Origin of the sequence: Nocardioides sp. 1609, from assembly GCF_004522105.1 — a bacterium.
Lineage (GTDB): Bacteria > Actinomycetota > Actinomycetes > Propionibacteriales > Nocardioidaceae > Nocardioides.
Genome location: NZ_SPUJ01000001.1, coordinates 250,717 through 266,884 on the forward strand (window position 1 = coordinate 250,717; position 16,168 = coordinate 266,884).

Annotated in this window: 12 protein-coding genes; 3 read left to right on the top strand and 9 right to left on the bottom strand. The window is 73.4% G+C overall.

What is annotated here, in order from left to right:
* Nucleotides 1-26 precede the first annotated feature (26 nt).
* Entirely contained in the window at nucleotides 27-1,130 is a 1,104-nt protein-coding gene (locus E4623_RS01130) for a GNAT family N-acetyltransferase (RefSeq protein ID WP_134764682.1), read from the top strand.
* Nucleotides 1,131-1,174: 44 nt separating this feature from the next.
* On the opposite strand, the gene E4623_RS01135 is transcribed toward E4623_RS01130, so the two are convergent.
* The 5 genes from E4623_RS01135 to E4623_RS01155 all read right to left on the bottom strand — a co-directional run bounded on the left by E4623_RS01135 (nucleotide 1,175) and on the right by E4623_RS01155 (nucleotide 9,492).
* Entirely contained in the window at nucleotides 1,175-2,407 is a 1,233-nt protein-coding gene (locus E4623_RS01135) for an MFS transporter (protein ID WP_134764683.1), read from the bottom strand.
* Between the two features lie 111 nt (nucleotides 2,408-2,518).
* Nucleotides 2,519-2,983, bottom strand: a complete 465-nt coding sequence (locus E4623_RS01140) for an SRPBCC family protein (protein WP_134764684.1) — start codon at nucleotides 2,981-2,983, stop codon at nucleotides 2,519-2,521.
* Nucleotides 2,984-3,090: 107 nt separating this feature from the next.
* Nucleotides 3,091-3,501, bottom strand: a complete 411-nt coding sequence (locus tag E4623_RS01145; protein ID WP_134764685.1) for a hypothetical protein — start codon at nucleotides 3,499-3,501, stop codon at nucleotides 3,091-3,093.
* Nucleotides 3,502-3,567: 66 nt separating this feature from the next.
* Nucleotides 3,568-7,143, bottom strand: coding sequence for an ABC transporter ATP-binding protein (locus tag E4623_RS01150; protein ID WP_134764686.1), 3,576 nt, complete (start codon nucleotides 7,141-7,143; stop codon nucleotides 3,568-3,570).
* 150 nt (nucleotides 7,144-7,293) lie between these two features.
* A complete protein-coding gene (locus tag E4623_RS01155) occupies nucleotides 7,294-9,492 on the bottom strand; it encodes an NADP-dependent isocitrate dehydrogenase (protein ID WP_134764687.1) in 2,199 nt (732 codons plus the stop codon).
* 181 nt (nucleotides 9,493-9,673) lie between these two features.
* Between E4623_RS01155 and E4623_RS01160 the strand changes: the two genes are divergently transcribed.
* Nucleotides 9,674-10,792 (top strand): MIP family channel protein, encoded by a 1,119-nt coding sequence (locus E4623_RS01160; RefSeq protein WP_134764688.1) that lies wholly within the window; start codon nucleotides 9,674-9,676, stop codon nucleotides 10,790-10,792.
* 135 nt (nucleotides 10,793-10,927) lie between these two features.
* Entirely contained in the window at nucleotides 10,928-11,914 is a 987-nt protein-coding gene (locus tag E4623_RS01165; RefSeq protein ID WP_134764689.1) for a malate dehydrogenase, read from the top strand.
* A gap of 79 nt (nucleotides 11,915-11,993) precedes the next feature.
* Here the strand turns inward: E4623_RS01165 and E4623_RS01170 are convergent, their stop codons facing one another.
* From E4623_RS01170 to purH, 4 genes are all read right to left on the bottom strand, one after another.
* Nucleotides 11,994-12,341 carry a DUF3017 domain-containing protein gene (locus tag E4623_RS01170; protein ID WP_134764690.1) on the bottom strand — a complete coding sequence of 116 codons (348 nt, stop codon included), beginning with the start codon at nucleotides 12,339-12,341 and terminating at the stop codon, nucleotides 11,994-11,996.
* Nucleotides 12,342-12,346: 5 nt separating this feature from the next.
* The gene (locus tag E4623_RS01175; protein ID WP_134764691.1) at nucleotides 12,347-13,201 is read right to left on the bottom strand and encodes a bifunctional methylenetetrahydrofolate dehydrogenase/methenyltetrahydrofolate cyclohydrolase; all 855 of its coding nucleotides are present in this window, start codon (nucleotides 13,199-13,201) and stop codon (nucleotides 12,347-12,349) included.
* A 27-nt stretch (nucleotides 13,202-13,228) separates the two neighbouring features.
* Nucleotides 13,229-14,467: an MFS transporter gene (locus E4623_RS01180; RefSeq protein ID WP_245154772.1), complete on the bottom strand. Its 1,239-nt coding sequence runs from the start codon at nucleotides 14,465-14,467 to the stop codon at nucleotides 13,229-13,231.
* Between the two features lie 136 nt (nucleotides 14,468-14,603).
* Complete coding sequence (gene purH / locus E4623_RS01185; RefSeq protein ID WP_134764693.1) at nucleotides 14,604-16,154, bottom strand: bifunctional phosphoribosylaminoimidazolecarboxamide formyltransferase/IMP cyclohydrolase; 1,551 nt, start codon at nucleotides 16,152-16,154, stop codon at nucleotides 14,604-14,606.
* Nucleotides 16,155-16,168 lie beyond the last annotated feature (14 nt).

Here is a 16,168-nt window from a genome sequence, read left to right on the forward strand (position 1 = left end):
CGGGCGGCGCGTGACAGGGTCGACCCATGGACGCCCCGACCCTGACCGACGGCACCACGACGATCCGTGCCCTGGCCGACCGCGACGTCGCCGGCGTCCTCGAGCAGTGCCTCGACCCGGTCTCGATCGCGTGGACCCAGGTGCCGGTGCCGTTCGGCGTCCAGGACGCGGTCGCCTTCGTGCACGAGATCGCCCCCGCGGCGTGGGCCGACGGGTCGCAGTGGATCTTCGGCGTAGAGCACCCGCTCGACGACGGCACCCGCTACGCCGGCAACATCGCCCTGCGCGACGAGGGCCACGGGCGGGCCGAGATCGCCTTCGGTGCCTACCCGGCCGCCCGCGGCACCGGCGCGATGGAGGCCGGGGTCCGGCTGCTCCTGGAGTGGGGCTTCGCCACGCAGGACGTGCGGACCGTCGTCTGGCGCGCGAACGTCGGCAACTGGGCCTCCCGCAAGCTCGCCTGGCGCCTCGGCTTCCGGATCGACGGCGTCCTGCGGCACTCGCAGGTGTCGCGCGGCGCGCTCGTCGACGCCTGGGTCGGCACCCTGCTCGCCGACGAGCCGCGCACCCCCACCACGCGCTGGCTCACCTCACCGGTTGTCGACGGCGCCGGCGTCCGGCTCCGGCCCGTGAGCGAGGACGACGTCCCGCGGGTCGTCGAGGCGTGCTCCGACCCGCGCACCCAGCACTGGCTGGGCGCCATGCCCTCGCCGTACACCGCCGAGCACGCGCACGGCTGGATCGAGGGCTCCACGGAGAAGCAGGCGACCGGGAGGGGCACGACCTGGGCGGTGGCCGACCCCGACGACGACCGGCTGCTCGCCGCGATCAGCATCTTCGACGTCGACGACGACGAGTGCGAGATCGGCTACTGGGCGCACCCGGACGCCCGTGGCCGCGGCGTCGTGCGGGCTGCCGTGGAGGCGGTCACGTCGTGGTCGTTCGCCGAGCTCGGGGTCGGGCGGGTGCGGATCGTCGCGGCCGTCGCCAACGCCGCGTCGTGCCACGTCGCCGAGGCGTGCGGGTTCCGCCGCACCGGCGAGGAGCGTCTCGCGACGCGCGTCCGCACCGGCCTCGCGGACGTCGCGCTCTACGACGTCCTTGCCTCGGAGTGGTCGACCCGTCCCTGATCAGTGACGGGTCGGCGTGGACCCGGGGGTCGACCCAACAGTGATCACTGACGGGTCGGCGTGAGGGCGGGTGCGTGGTCGGTGCGGCGCTGCAGGGCGGCGGACAGGACGATCACGGCGAAGCCGGCGACCGAGAGGCCGATGCCGACGAGGGCCGGGGCGCGGTAGCCGTAGCCGGCCGCGATGATGACGCCGCCCAGCCACGCGCCGAGCGCGTTGGCGGCGTTGAGCGAGGCGTGGTTCATGGCGGCGCCCAGGGTCTGGGCGTCGCCGGCGACGTCCATCAGGCGGAGCTGGAGGTTGACGACCAGCACCGAGCTCAGGCCCGTCACCGCGAAGGCGACCGGGAGCAGGCCCCAGCCGGTGGGGGCGAGGACGTAGAACGCGACGAGCGCGGCGCCCATCCCCGCGGAGCCCAGCAGGAGCGAGCGGTACACCGACCAGTCGGCCAGCTCGCCGGCCGCCCACGTGCCGGCGACCATGCCGAGCCCGAAGACCAGCAGGAAGACCGGGACCGCACCGTCACCCAGCCCGCCGACCTCGGTGACGGTGGGTGCGATGTAGGAGAAGACGGCGAACATGCCGCCGAAGCCGATCGCGCCGGCCAGCAGGGTCAGCCACACCTGCGGCTTGGCGAAGGCGGCGAGCTCGCGGCGTCCGGTCGCCTCGGAGTCGCCGGGGCACGACGGGACGAACGCGATGATCATGGCGACGGTGACGATCGCGAGGACCGCGACCGCCCAGTACGCCGAGCGCCACCCGAGGTGCTGCCCGAGCCACGTCGCGGCCGGGACCCCGACGACGTTGGCCACCGACAGGCCGAGCATGACGCTCGCGACCGCCCGACCCTTGCGGTCGGCCGGCGCCAGGCTCGCCGCTACGAGCGAGGCCACGCCGAAGTACGCGCCGTGCGGGACGCCGCCGAGGAAGCGGGCGAGCATCAGCCACGAGTAGCTGGTGGCGAGGGCGCTGAGGGCGTTGAAGATGCCGAACGTCGCCATCAGGCCGATCAGCAGGCCGCGCCGGGGCCACCTGGCCCCGAGGAAGGCCAGCACGGGCGCACCGACGACGACGCCCACGGCGTAGGCGGAGATCACGTGGCCGGCGCTCGGGACCGAGACGGCGACACCCCCGGCGATCTCCCGGATCAGCCCCATGGTCACGAACTCGGTCGTGCCGATCGAGAACCCGCCCATCGCCAGGGCGAGCACGGCGAGCAGGTAGTGCGGGGCGCGCGTCGCGGACACGACGGGCGGGGGCGGGGCGGTGGTGGTCATCACTGCTTCCGGATCGGGGACTGTCCTCATCCTCCAACCGGGCCGCGAGGCCGGCCTATTCCGCGGCGGGGTGTGACCTGTCACCACCACGCGCCCGCCCGACGAGGGTCCTCAGCCCGAGACGGACTCCGCCAGGTTCGCGAGGGAGTCCTCGAGCTGGGCCTGCGAGACCAGGGGGAAGCTCACCTTCTGCAGGATGGCGGGGTCGGTCACGTGGCTCCAGTCGTAGACGAGCGTGACGTCGGTGGCGTCCGGCCCGTTCGCCTCGAGCTCCCAGACCCACTCCCATCCGGGCGGCTCGACGCCGGCGGGCGCGGTCTGCCACGCGAGGAGCTTGTTCTCGTCGTAGCCGGTGACGTGGTTGTCGGTCTGGTAGTCGCCGCCCATGTGGTCGCCGCTCATGTTCATCCGGAACTTCTGGCCGGTGCCGGTGATCCGGTCCGACCGGTCGTCGGAGATCACGAAACCCGAGCCGTCGAGGTCGGCGTGCCGCTGCGGGTTCGACAACACGTCGAACACCGCGGTCGTCGGCGCGTCGATGGTGCGCTGGACTGTGATCCGCTTGTCGTCGCTCATGCCTCCACCATGGTCACGTCGGCCCGCGTCGTTCACCACCCCTGGGGGTTGGACGACCGGTCAGCCGGCGAGCGGGGAACGCCGGTCGCGACGACGGGAGGGTGGCGTCAGCAGAGGTCGCGGACGTCGGCGATCGCCTGGTCGAGCTCGCCGCGCGCCCGCTCCACGAGCTGGACGTCCACGTCGGCGCCCTCGGCGGCGCTCCTCGCCTCGCCGAGCAGCTCCTCGACGGCCGCGCGCGCGTCGTCGACCTTGCTCTTGACGTCGCCGGACACGCCCTTCTGGGCGACGGTGAGGACGTCGCGCGCGGCCTCCAGCTCCTGCTGCGCGGCTCGCGGGTCGGCGCCGATCTCGTCGACGGCCGAGCTGGCCTCCGTGCCGACCTGGTCGACGGTCTCACGCGCCAGCGAGCAGGCGGCGTCCGACGAGGCGTCGCGGACGGCGGCCTCGGGGTCGGAGCACGCCGCGAGGACCAGGGCGGCCAGGACGGTCACGGTGGCGAGGACGACGGTGCGCATGCCTCCAGGGTGCCAGGGGCGTTCCAGCGAGCCGCCGACCGGGGCGACCCGCACCCGGGACGCCGCTCAGCCGGCGAGGTGGCTCCACGCCGGCGCGAGGTCGCGCCAGGGCCCGACGGCGGCGACCTCGCCCTCGACGAGGACGACGACGCGGTCGGCCTGGGCGAGCGCGGCCCGCTTGGAGGTGGCACCGATGACGGTGGCGCCGCGGGAGCGCAGCGCCGACCAGAGCTCGACCTCGGTGGTGGCGTCGAGGGCGCTGGACACGTCGTCGGCGAGGAGCAGCTCGGTGTCGGCCGCGAGGGCGCGCGCCAGGGCGACGCGCTGGACCTGGCCGCCCGACAGCCGGACGCCACGGTGACCGACGACGGCGTCGATGCCGCCCGCGTCGGCGACGTCGAGGCCGAGCCGGGCGTCGTCGACGGCGCTCGCGACGTCGCGCTCGTGACCGAGACGGATGTTGTCGTCGAAGGTGCCGGAGAGGACCCGCGGGACCTGGGAGACGTGGGCGACCTGACCGGGGCGCAGGAAGGTCTGGGCCTCGTCGACCTCGACGCCGTTCCAGCGGATCGACCCGGTGTGGTCGAGCAGTCCGGCCAGGGCGCCCAGCAGGCTCGACTTGCCCGAGCCGACCTGGCCGAGCAGGAGCACGAGCTCGCCCGCCCTCACGTCGAGGTCGACGCCGTCGACGCCACGGGTGCCGTCGTCGTGGACCGCGCCCACCCCGCGCAGCGACAGGTCCCGCAACGGCACCCGGTCGGGCACCGCGGGCTCCGGGGCGGTGCCCGCGACGAGGTCGACGCCGGGCGGGAGGTGCATGAGGTCGACCCCGCCGGCGAGTCGCCCGGTGGCCTGCTGCCAGGCCCGGGTGCCGGGTGCCTCGGTGACCACGGCGCCGGCGACCCGGCCGAACCAGTCGAAGCCGGTGACGGCCCCGGCGACCAGGATCGCCGTCGACAGGCCCCAGCCGCCGAGGAAGTAGGTGAGCCACGCCGCCACCACGCCGCACTGCACCATCACGACCGGGACGCCGTCGAGGACGGCCTGCACCCGGTGCTCGAACACCGCGGCCCGGACCCGACCGCCGTCGACGCGCCGCAGGTGGGCGTGCACGGCAGGGGTGGCGGCGGCGAGCTTGACCGTGCGGGCCGACTCGAGCGCCGAAACCAGGGAGCGGCCGAACCCGGCCCGGGCCGCGGAGGACGCCGCGGCCGAGCGGCCCGCGATCGGTCGGCCCAGCGCGGAGGCCAGCGCCGAGCCGACCATCACCGCGAGCAGCACCGCGCCGGCGAGGAGGCTGCGACCGGCGATCGCGGTGATCACGACGATCAGCGCACCGTTGAGGAAGTCGACCCACCGGTCGGCGTAGCGGACGTAGCGGTCGGCGTCCATCGACCGGGCCACGACCTCGCCGGGCGGGGTGCGCTCGAGCCGGTGCTGCTGGGTCTGGCCGACCAGCACCGACATCCGCACCCGCAGCATCACCTCGATCCACCAGCGCGGGTAGCGCCGGATGGCGGCGGCGAGCACGAGCGGCGCCGCGATCAGCGACGCCGACACCCCGAGGCACAGCAGCACCGTGGTCGGGCTCCAGCCGGCGCCGTCCTGGAGCCGCTCGACGAGGGTGCCCCAGAGGAAGCCGGTGACGACGCCGAAGGCGCCCAGGACCGAGGTGAGCAGGAACAGCATCGCCGCCCACGCTCCCCACCAGGGCTTGGTCGTCAGCGCCGAGACCATCCCCCGGGCCAGGCTCGGCCCGTCGCCGGGGTCGGCGAGGACCGGCGGCGGACCGCTGCGGCGGGTGCCTCCCACCGGACCCGCCGCGACCACCGGCGACCCGGCGGTGTCCTCGTCGTCGTCGACCGTGCCGAGGTGCTCGTCGAGCAGGTCGCCCCCGCCGGCCTCGAGCAGCGACCGGAACGGGCCGGGCTGCACGGCCAGCCGGGCCCGCGGGCCCTGCTGGACCACCCGCCCGGCGTCGAGGACGGCGACCAGGTCGGCCCGGGTGACGGTCGAGAGCCGGTGCGCGATCAGCAGACCGGTCCGGCGCCGGAGCAGCCGGTCGGAGGCGCGCACGACGAGGGCCTCGGTGAGCGGGTCCATCCGGGCGGTCGCCTCGTCGAGGATCACCACGTCGACGTCGCGCACCAGGAGCCGGGCGAAGGCGACGAGCTGCTCCTCCCCCGCGGACAGGGTGGTGCCGCCGGGGCCGAGCGGGGTGTCGAGGCCGTCGGGCAGCCCCGCGACCCACTCGTCGAGCCCGAGCTCGGTGATGGCGGCGGCGACCTGCGCGCGCGGCAGGTCGACGAAGAGGGCGACGTTCTCGGCGAGGGTGCCGACCAGGATCTCGGTGCGCTGCGTGACCACCCCGACCGCGGCGCGCAGCTGTTGGAGGTCGAGGTCGAGGACGTCGACGCCCCCGAGCAGCACGGTGCCCGGCGCGGGGTCGACGGCGCGCGAGATCAACGAGGCCAGCGTGGACTTGCCCGACCCGGTGCGCCCGACGAGCGCGCAGGTCTGCCCGGCGGGGACCAGGAGGTCGACGTCGCGCAGCGCGAAGGTGCCCTCGGCGTAGGAGAAGTGCAGGTCGCGGAGCTCGAGGTCGAGCTGGGTGCCCGGCAGCGGCAGCCCCCCGACCGGCTCGGGCTCGGTGGCGGCGAGCTGACGCAGGCGGACGACCGCGCCGAGCCCCGCCTGGAGCTCCGGCAGGTGCTGGGCCATCCGGTCGATCTGCCCGACGAAGGTGCTTGTGACCAGGAAGAGGGTCACCAGGCGCGCGACCGACAGGTCGCCCTCGATCACGACGGCGACGCCGCCGACCGCGACCCCGCCGAGCAGCGCGTGGAGCAGCAGGCCGCTGCGGCGCGTGACCCAGACCTCGAGCTGCAGCAGGGCGTCGAAGCGCCGGTGCACCGTCGCGGACAGCAGCGCGAGCCGTCGGACCACGTGGGCCTGGCCCAGGCTGGTGCGCAGGTCGTCGCGACCCGTGACGCCCTCCTCCATCGCGGCGGCGTGGTCGGTCCAGGCCATCTCCTCGACGAGGGTCTTCTCGGCGATCTCGGGCAGCTTGCGGCGCACGACCGCGAAGGCGGCGCCGGCGAAGAGGGGGAAGAGCAGCCACGCCGGCCACCAGGTCACGCCGGCGACGATCCACATCGGCACCGCGGCGAACACGGTGCGCAGCGCGTCCCAGACCTGACGCCTCAGCAGCGCGCCGACCTCGTGGGTGTCGTCGTCGATCCGGTCGAGGACCTCGCCCACGGCCTGCTCGTCGAGCGACGCGAGCGGTTGGTGCAGGGCGACGTCGAGCAGGTCGGCGCGCAGCCGGCCCTCGGCGCGGTCGACGACCCCGGCCCACACGGTGCGGCCGACGGTGTCGAGCAGCGCCGCGCCGACCACGCACGACCCCAGCAACCACACCAGGCGCGAGGTCGGCGCCTCGGCCAGGTGCCCGGCGACCACGGTGCCGAGGGTCTGGCCCACGGCGGCCACGAACGAGCAGACGAGCGCCCACGCGGTGACGGGACGACGCACCCGGCGCCAGTCGATCCGGCGGGCCGCGTCGTCGGACGGCGCGACGACGGCGGGCCGCCCCTCGGGGGTCGGCCGCGTGTCGGGCTCGGTCGTGGCTGATGTGCTCATCGCTGACCGACGCTACGCCGGAGCACCGACAGTCTCACCTGGGTTTCCTCGCTCCTCGTCCGTCCCCGCGCTGCGACGCCGAGACGGACGACGGCGGCGGACCCGGAGGGGTCCGCCGCCGTCGTCACGGCCGCCGCGAGCGGCCGGGGGTCACAGCGCCGCGAGGGCGGCGTTCAGCGTCGCGGACGGTCGCATCACGGCGTCGGCCTTGGCCGCGTCGGGGCGGAAGTAGCCACCGATGTCGGCCGGGCTGCCCTGCACGGCGTTCAGCTCGGCGACGATCTTCTCCTCGTCGGCCGCGAGCGACTCGGCGAACGGCGCGAACACCGCCGCCAGGTCGGCGTCCTCGCTCTGCGCGGCGATCTCCTGGGCCCAGTAGAGGCCGAGGTAGAAGTGCGAGCCGCGGTTGTCGATGCCGCCGAGGCGACGGGTCGGCGACTTGTCGTTCTCGAGGAACGTGCCGGTCGCCTTGTCGAGGGTGTCGGCGAGGACCTTGGCGCCCTTGTTGCCGGCGTAGTCGGAGAGGTGCTCGAGCGAGGCGGCCAGCGCGAAGAACTCGCCGAGGCTGTCCCAGCGCAGGTAGTTCTCCTCGACCAGCTGCTGGACGTGCTTGGGCGCCGAGCCGCCGGCGCCGGTCTCGAAGAGGCCACCGCCGTTCATCAGCGGGACGACCGAGAGCATCTTGGCCGACGTGCCGAGCTCGAGGATCGGGAACAGGTCGGTGTTGTAGTCGCGCAGCACGTTGCCGGTGACCGAGATCGTGTCCTCGCCCCTGCGGATCCGCTCGATGGAGTACGCGCACGCGGCGGCCGGGGCCATGATCTCGATGGTGAGGCCGTCGGTGTCGTGCTCGGCGAGGTAGGTCCGGACCAGGCCGATCAGGTTGGCGTCGTGGGCGCGGTCCTCGTCGAGCCAGAAGACGGCCGGGGTGTCGGAGGCGCGGGCCCGGGTGACGGCGAGCTTGACCCAGTCGCGGATCGGGGCGTCCTTGGTCTGGCAGGCGCGCCAGATGTCGCCGGGCTGCACGGCGTGCTCGATCAGCACCTCGCCGGCGGCGTTGACGACCTGGATGGAGCCGGCGGACGGCGCCTCGAAGGTCTTGTTGTGCGAGCCGTACTCCTCGGCCGCCTTCGCCATCAGCCCGACGTTGGGCACCGAGCCCATCGTGGCCGGGTCGTAGGCGCCGTGGGCGCGGCAGTCGTCGATGACGGTCTGGTAGACCCCGGCGTAGGACGAGTCGGGGATGACGGCCAGGGTGTCGGCCTCCTCGCCCTTCGGGTCCCACATGTGGCCCGAGGTGCGGATCATCGCCGGCATCGAGGCGTCGATGATGACGTCGGACGGCACGTGCAGGTTGGTGATGCCCTTGCGGTCGTCGACCATCGCCATGGCGGGGCCCTCGGCGAGACCCTGCGCGACGGCGGCCTTGATCGCCTCGCCCTCGGGCAGCGAGGCGACCGCGTCGAGCAGGGCGCCGAGCCCGTCGTTGGGCGAGATGCCGGCAGCGGCCAGGACCTCGCCGTACTGCTCGAACAGGGTCGGGAAGAACGCCTGCACGACGTGGCCGAAGATGATCGGGTCGGAGACCTTCATCATCGTCGCCTTGAGGTGCACCGAGAACAGGACGTCGTCGGCCTTGGCGCGGGCGATCTGCTCGGTGAGGAAGCGGCGCAGCGCGGCGACGTCCATGAACGTCGCGTCGACGACCTCGCCCTCGAGCACGGCCACGTCGTCCTTGAGCACGGTCTCGGTGCCGTCGACGCCGACGTGCTTGATGGTGAGGGTGTCGGCGGCCGGCAGGATCACCGACTTCTCGTTGGAGAAGAAGTCGTGCTCGCCCATGGTGGCGACGTTGGTCTTGGAGTCGCTGCTCCAGGCGCCCATCCGGTGGGGGTACTTCTTGGCGTAGTTCTTCACGGCCGCCGGCGCGCGGCGGTCGGAGTTGCCCTCGCGCAGGACCGGGTTGACCGCCGAGCCCTTGACCTTGTCGTAGCGGGCCGCGGTCGCCCTCTCCTCGTCGGTCGAGGGGTTCTCGGGGTAGTCGGGCAGGTCGAAGCCCTGCTCCTGCAGCTCCTTGATCGCGGCCTTGAGCTGCGGGACGGAGGCGGAGATGTTGGGCAGCTTGATGATGTTGGCCTCGGGGGTGGTGGCCAGGTCGCCCAGCTCGGCGAGCGCGTCGTCGGCGAGGCCGAACTGCGCGAGGATCCGGGCCGCGACCGAGATGTCGCGGGTCTCGACGTCGACGCCGGCCTTGGCGGCGTACGCCGCGATGATCGGCAGGAACGAGTACGTCGCCAGCAGCGGCGCCTCGTCGGTGTGCGTGTAGATGATCTTCGACTGGTCGGTCATGGGTGGTCATCAGCTCCTGCGGCGACGATGGGTTTCTTGACGTCAAGATACCTGACGTCCCTGCCTCCGCCAGACTTGCACCCCGACGGTCCCGCGGGCCAGCCGGTCGCCGGGGCGCCGACCGGTCTAGAGTGCTGCTCTCCCAGGTTTCGTCCCACCGCGAAAGGGCAGGTCCGCCCACATGGACACCACCACTCCCGCTCCACCCACCACCGTGCAGAAGCTGCTGGCCGAGGCGATCGGCACCTTCGTGCTCGTCTTCATCGGCTGCGGCTCGGTCGTCCTGGCGACGCTGAAGGCCAAGGAGGCCAGCGACTCGCTCGAGTCCTTCACCGGGCTCGCCTCGATCGTCTCGATCGGCCTGTCGTTCGGCCTGGCCGTCACCGTCATGGTCTACGCCTTCGGTCGCATCTCGGGCGGCCACTTCAACCCGGCCGTCACCGTCGGGGCCGCGCTCGGCGGCCGGATGGCCTGGACCCAGGTGCCCCTCTACGTCGGCGCCCAGCTCGCCGGAGCGATCCTGGCGGGCGCCGGCCTGCTCGTCGTGGCCATGGGCTTCGACAGCTTCGACGCCTTCACCGACACGCTCGGCTCCAACAGCTGGGGTGACGACGGCAGCGGCTACGCGCTGTGGGCCGCACTGCTCCTCGAGCTGATCCTCACCGCGATCTTCGTCTTCACGATCCTCGGCGTCACCGACGAGCGCAACGAGCACCCGGCCCTGGCCCCGCTCGCCATCGGCCTCACGCTCGCCGTGATCCACTTCGTCGCCATCCCCGCGACCGGCACGTCGGTCAACCCGGCCCGGTCGATCGGCCCGGCGCTCTTCTCCGGGTCCGACCCGCTCATCCAGGTCTGGGTGTTCATCCTGGCGCCGCTCCTCGGTGGTGCGCTCGCCGGCTTCGCCTACCCGGCGATCTTCGGCCACGCCGGTGAGCCGGTCCCCGGGTCGGGCATGAGCTTCGGCGGCAAGCCCGGCGGCGCGGTGCCCGGCTACGGCGCCCCCGACCAGTTCCAGCAGCAGTGGAACCAGCCCGGCGCCTCCCCGGCGTTCGGCTCGCACGACACGGGTCAGGGTGCCCACGGCGCCTACCAGCAGCCCGCCGCCGGTGGGTACGCCGCGCCGCAGGCCGCGCAGCAGCCGGCCCAGGAGCAGCCGATCATCCAGGACGGGTGGCAGTGGGACCCGCAGGCCCAGCAGTGGATCCCGGCCCAGCAGCAGCCGCCGGCCGCCGGCGGCAGCTGGCCCAGCCCCGGCGCCGGCGAGCAGACCCAGGTCCGCCCCTCCGACGGGCAGTGACCGGGCACCTCGCCCCGCAGTGACCGGTGCGGCCGGTCCCGAGCTCGCCCTCGGGACCGGCCGCACCTCTGTCCGCGCCCGCTGCTAGCGTCGGGAGCGACGTCCCAACCCACCTCAAATGACTCAGGAGTCGTCGTGAGCTCAGCTCCGCTCAAGGTCGCCGTCACCGGTGCCGCCGGCCAGATCGGTTACAGCCTCCTCTTCCGCCTCGCCAGCGGCTCGCTCACGGGCGGCCGTCCGATCGAGCTGCGCCTGCTCGAGATCACGCCCGCGCTGAAGGCGCTCGAGGGCGTCGTCATGGAGCTCGACGACTGCGCCTTCCCCGGCCTCGCCGGAGTCGAGATCGGCGACGACGCGGAGAAGATCTTCGACGGCGTCAACCTCGCCCTCCTCGTCGGTGCCCGCCCGCGCGGCCCCGGCATGGAGCGCGGCGACCTGCTCTCGGCCAACGGCGCGATCTTCACCGCGCAGGGCAAGGCCCTCAACGCCGCCGCCGCCGACGACGTCCGGATCGGGGTCACCGGCAACCCCGCCAACACCAACGCGCTGATCGCGCTGAAGAACGCCCCCGACATCCCGGCCGAGCGGTTCTCCGCGCTGACCCGCCTCGACCACAACCGGGCCATCTCGCAGCTCGCCGCGAAGACCGGCGCCCCGGTCACCGACATCACCAAGATGACGATCTGGGGCAACCACTCCGCCACCCAGTACCCCGACCTCTTCCACGCCGAGGTCGCCGGCCGCAACGCCGCCGAGACCGTCGGTGACCAGGACTGGCTGGAGAACACCTTCATCCCGACCGTCGCCAAGCGCGGCGCCGCCATCATCGAGGCCCGCGGCTCGTCCTCGGCCGCCTCGGCCGCCTCGGCCACCGTCGACGCCGCCCGCGACTGGCTCTTCGGCTCCGCCGAGGACGACTGGGTCTCCATGGCCGTCGTCTCCGACGGCTCCTACGGCGTCCCCGAGGGCCTGGTCTCGTCGTTCCCCGTCACCACCAAGGACGGCGACTGGCAGATCGTCCAGGGCCTCGAGATCGACGACTTCTCGCGCACCCGCATCGACGCCTCGACCGCCGAGCTCGCCGACGAGCGCGCCGCGGTCACCGAGCTCGGTCTCATCTGAGCCGAGCCCACCAGCACAGCCGGACGCCACCGCGGGGACTCCCACGGTGGCGTTCGGCTGTGTGCATGTGCTCGCGGGGCTAGCCCGGCTGGTCCGGGATGGAGCCCGCGAGCCAGTAGAGCGCGACGGCGACCCCGGCCAGGATCAGCACGTCCAGCACCCGGTGCCGGACGGCGAGCATCCCGGCGTCACGGCGCGGGAGCACCAGCCGGAGCACCGCCGCGGCCGCGAGGGCGGCGGCGAGGACCCGGACGCCGAGGCGCCAGTCGCCGCTGACGACGATGCCGATCGCCGTGCTCGCGGTGAGGAGGATGGCGAGGTAGAACCCGCCGCCGACCGTCGAGGGGTAGCGACGTGGCTGCCAGGCCTGGGACGCCCCGACGACCTCCGGGTCGCCGGCCCCCTCGGTCGGGTCGGGCTCGGTCACGGCGCTCAGGACGACGTCTCGAGCGCCTGCTCGGCGCGGCTGACGATGTTGCTCAGGAGCATCGCGCGGGTCATCGGGCCGACGCCGCCGGGGTTGGGCGAGACCCAGCCGGCGACGTCCCAGACGTCGTCGGCGAGGTCACCGGCGATCTTGTCGTCGACGCGGGAGACACCAACGTCGAGGAGCGCGGCGCCGGGCTTGACCATGTCGGCGGTGATCAGGCCGGGGACACCCGCCGCGGCGATGACGACGTCGGCGGTGCGGGTGTGCGCGGCGAGGTCGCGGGTGCCGGTGTGGCACAGCGTCGTGGTCGAGTTCTCCGAGCGGCGGGTGAGCAGCAGGCCCAGGGGGCGACCGACGGTGAGCCCGCGGCCGACGACGACCACCTCGGCGCCGTTCAGCTCGACGCCGTGGCGGCGGAGCAGCTCGATGCAGCCGATCGGCGTGCAGGGCAGGGCGCCGGGCTCGCCGAGGACGAGCTTGCCGAGGTTGACGGGGTGCAGGCCGTCGACGTCCTTGTCGGGGTCCACGCGCGAGAGCAGCCGGAACTCGTCGAGCCCGGTCGGCTGCTGCACGAGGAAACCGGTGCAGCCGGGGTCGGCGTTGAGCTCGTCGATGACGGCCTCGACCTCGGCCTGGGTGGCGGTCGCGGGCAGGTCGCGGCGGATCGACTCGATCCCGATCTCGGCGCAGTCCTTGTGCTTGGCACCGACGTACCAGCGCGACCCGGGGTCGTCACCGACCAGCACGGTCCCGAGCCCGGGGACGACGCCCCGCTCGCGGAGGAGGGCGACGCGCTCCCTCAGCTCGGCCTTGATGGTCTTGAGGGTGGCGGTGCCGTCGAGCCTCTGCGCAGTCACACGCGCCAGTCTAGGGAGCCCCCGCCGTCAGGCACCGACCGGCGCACCCACCTTGACGAGGTGACGCTCGGCGGCCCGCGCGGCGGGGTGCGAGGCGAGCGCCGCGGCGACCGCGATCACCGCGATCACCCCCCATCCCGGGGCGCCCCACTCGAGGGCGAGGAAGGTGAACAGCGCAGGGAAGACGATCGACTCGACCTGGTGGCCCATGCCCCACACGCCCTGGTAGTCCCCGAGGCGACGGTGGTCGGAGAGCTCGGAGGCGAATCCCCAGCTCGCCGCCGACTGCCACAGCTCGGCACCGGTGATCGTGATGTGCCCGGCCCAGATGAGCACGATGGAGACCCAGCCGATGGTCTCGTGGGTGACGGCCATCAGCGCGCACGACACCACGAACGCCCACCCCGACCAGCGCACGGCCCGCAGCGCGCCCGGCACGGTCTCCGAGCCGCGCGACGCGCGCACCTGCAGGGCCACGGCCAGCACGGTGTTGGTGCCGAACAGCCACGCCAGCAGCACCTGCGGGACGTCGGTGCGCTCGACGAGCCACAACGGCACCACGACGTTGAGCAGCACCTGGTTGGACCCGAGCACGCCGTTGCACATCGCGAGCGCCACGAACCCGGGGTTGCGCAGCGCCGCCGGGCCCATCAGCTCGAGGTCGCCCTTCGCCCGCGGCGGCCGCGCGACGCTCGGCAGGAAGGCGACCATCACCGCGTTGAGGACCAGCAGCCCGCCGGTGAGCAGGGGGACGGCGATGATCGCCTCGCGCGAGCCGATGCCGAGCGCGACACCGCCCGCACCGGCGCCGAGCGTGTAGCCGACGTTGCGGGCCGCGCGCATGTAGGCCATCGCCCGCACGCGCGTCTCTCGCGGGAACACCGCGATCCGGTAGACCTCGCGGGCCGACCGCGCGGCGGTCTCGACGCACGCCAGCACGGCGAGCATCGCCACGAACGTCGCGAACGTGCCGATCAGCGGCCAGACGAGGTAGAGCCCGGCCTCCAGCAGCGAGGCGACGACCCAGAGCAGCTTGGCACCCACGACGTCGGTGAGCCGGCCCAGCGGGATCGACAGCGCCAGGCTGACGCCGGCCGCCACCGACATGCCGAGGCCCACCTGGGCGCCGCTCAGCCCGACGATCTGCGTGAAGAACACCGCCGTCCCGGTAAGGAACGACCCCGTCGCGAACGCCGACAGGACGCACTGCAGCGCGAGGTCGCGCTCCAGCCTCGTCCTCGGCAGCAACCCGCTCCCCAGCCCCACCACCACTCCCCTCTCGTCCTCGCTGACCCGTCACCTATAGGTGACGGGTCAGCGCCATCCTCGTCGACCCGTCGCCGATAGGTGACGGGTCAGCGTCATCCTCGTCGACCCGTCACCTATAGGTGACGGGTCAGCGTCAGTGGGCGAAGTGGCGGGTGCCGGTGAAGTACATCGTGACGCCGGCCGCCTCGGCGGCGCGGACGGTCAGCTCGTCGCGGACGGAGCCGCCGGGCTGCACGATCGCGGTGACGCCGGCGTCGATGAGGATCTGCGGGCCGTCCTCGAACGGGAAGAACGCGTCGGACGCCGCCACGGAGCCGGCAGCGCGGTCGCCGGCGCGGGAGACGGCGAGCCGGCACGAGTCGACCCGGTTGACCTGGCCCATGCCGACGCCGACCGAGGCGCCGTCCTTGGCGAGCAGGATGGCGTTGGACTTGGCCGCGCGGCAGGCGCGCCAGGCGAAGGCGAGGTCGGCGAGCTGCTCGGGCGTGGCCGGCGTACCGGTGGCGAGGGTCCAGGTGGCCGGGTCGTCGCCCTCGGCGTGGATCTCGTCCCGCTCCTGGATGAGCAGACCGCCCGAGATGGGACGCATCTCGACGCCACCGCCGCTGACCGGCCCGCACACGAGGAGGCGGATGTTCTTCTTGGCGGCGAGCACCTCGACGGCGCCGTCCTCGTAGCCGGGGGCGACGACGACCTCGGTGAAGACCTCGGCGACCTGCCGGGCCATGGCGACCGAGACCGGCACGTTGGTGGCGATGACGCCGCCGAAGGCCGAGACGGGGTCGCACTCGTGGGCCTTGCGGTGCGCCTCCGCGACGTCGGCGCCGACCGCGATGCCGCACGGGTTGGCGTGCTTGATGATCGCGACGGCCGGCTCGCTGAAGTCGTGGGCCGCACGACGAGCGGCGTCGCTGTCGACGTAGTTGTTGTAGGACATCTCCTTGCCGTGCAGCTGGGTGGCCTGCGCGAGGCCGCCGCCGAGGTCGTTGACGTAGAGGGCGGCACCCTGGTGCGGGTTCTCGCCGTAGCGCAGCACGGTCGACTTGTCCCAGGTGCCGGCGACGAAGGCGGGCCACTGGTCGTCGGCGGGCACGTAGGTCGAGGCGAACCAGGACGACACCGCGGCGTCGTAGGCCGCGGTGTGGGCGAAGGCCCGGGCGGCGAGGTGCTTGCGCTGGGCGAGCGTGAAGCCGCCGGCGCCCACGGCGGCCAGCACGTCGTCGTACGCCGACGGCGAGACGACCACGGCGACCGACGGGTGGTTCTTGGCGGCGGCGCGCACCATCGACGGTCCGCCGATGTCGATCTGCTCGACGACGTCGTCGGGGGCGGCGCCCGAGGCGACGGTCTCGCGGAAGGGGTAGAGGTTCACCACGACGAGGTCGAAGGGCTCGACCTCGAGGTCGGCGAGCTGCTGCACGTGGCTCTCGAGGCGGCGGTCGGCGAGGATCCCGGCGTGCACGCGCGGGTGCAGCGTCTTGACCCGGCCGTCGAGGCACTCGGGGAACCCGGTGAGCTCCTCGACCTTGGTGACCGGCAGGCCGAGGCCCTCGATCAGCGCGGCCGAGCCGCCGGTCGAGACGAGCGCCACCCCGGCGTCGTGCAGGCCGCGGACGAGGCCCTCGAGGCCGGTCTTGTCGTAGACGGACACCAAGGCCCGCTTGATCGAGATCTGGTCAGCCATGTCAGAGCGCTCCT

What these genes read in the sequence shown, in the direction of transcription:
- E4623_RS01130 (WP_134764682.1), top strand. Translation starts at nt 27, where the DNA reads ATGGACGCCCCGACCCTGACCGACGGCACCACGACGATCCGTGCCCTG.
- E4623_RS01135 (WP_134764683.1), bottom strand. Translation starts at nt 2,407, where the DNA reads ATGACCACCACCGCCCCGCCCCCGCCCGTCGTGTCCGCGACGCGCGCC.
- E4623_RS01140 (WP_134764684.1), bottom strand. Translation starts at nt 2,983, where the DNA reads ATGAGCGACGACAAGCGGATCACAGTCCAGCGCACCATCGACGCGCCG.
- E4623_RS01145 (WP_134764685.1), bottom strand. Translation starts at nt 3,501, where the DNA reads ATGCGCACCGTCGTCCTCGCCACCGTGACCGTCCTGGCCGCCCTGGTC.
- E4623_RS01150 (WP_134764686.1), bottom strand. Translation starts at nt 7,143, where the DNA reads ATGAGCACATCAGCCACGACCGAGCCCGACACGCGGCCGACCCCCGAG.
- E4623_RS01155 (WP_134764687.1), bottom strand. Translation starts at nt 9,492, where the DNA reads ATGACCGACCAGTCGAAGATCATCTACACGCACACCGACGAGGCGCCG.
- E4623_RS01160 (WP_134764688.1), top strand. Translation starts at nt 9,674, where the DNA reads ATGGACACCACCACTCCCGCTCCACCCACCACCGTGCAGAAGCTGCTG.
- purH (WP_134764693.1), bottom strand. Translation starts at nt 16,154, where the DNA reads ATGGCTGACCAGATCTCGATCAAGCGGGCCTTGGTGTCCGTCTACGAC.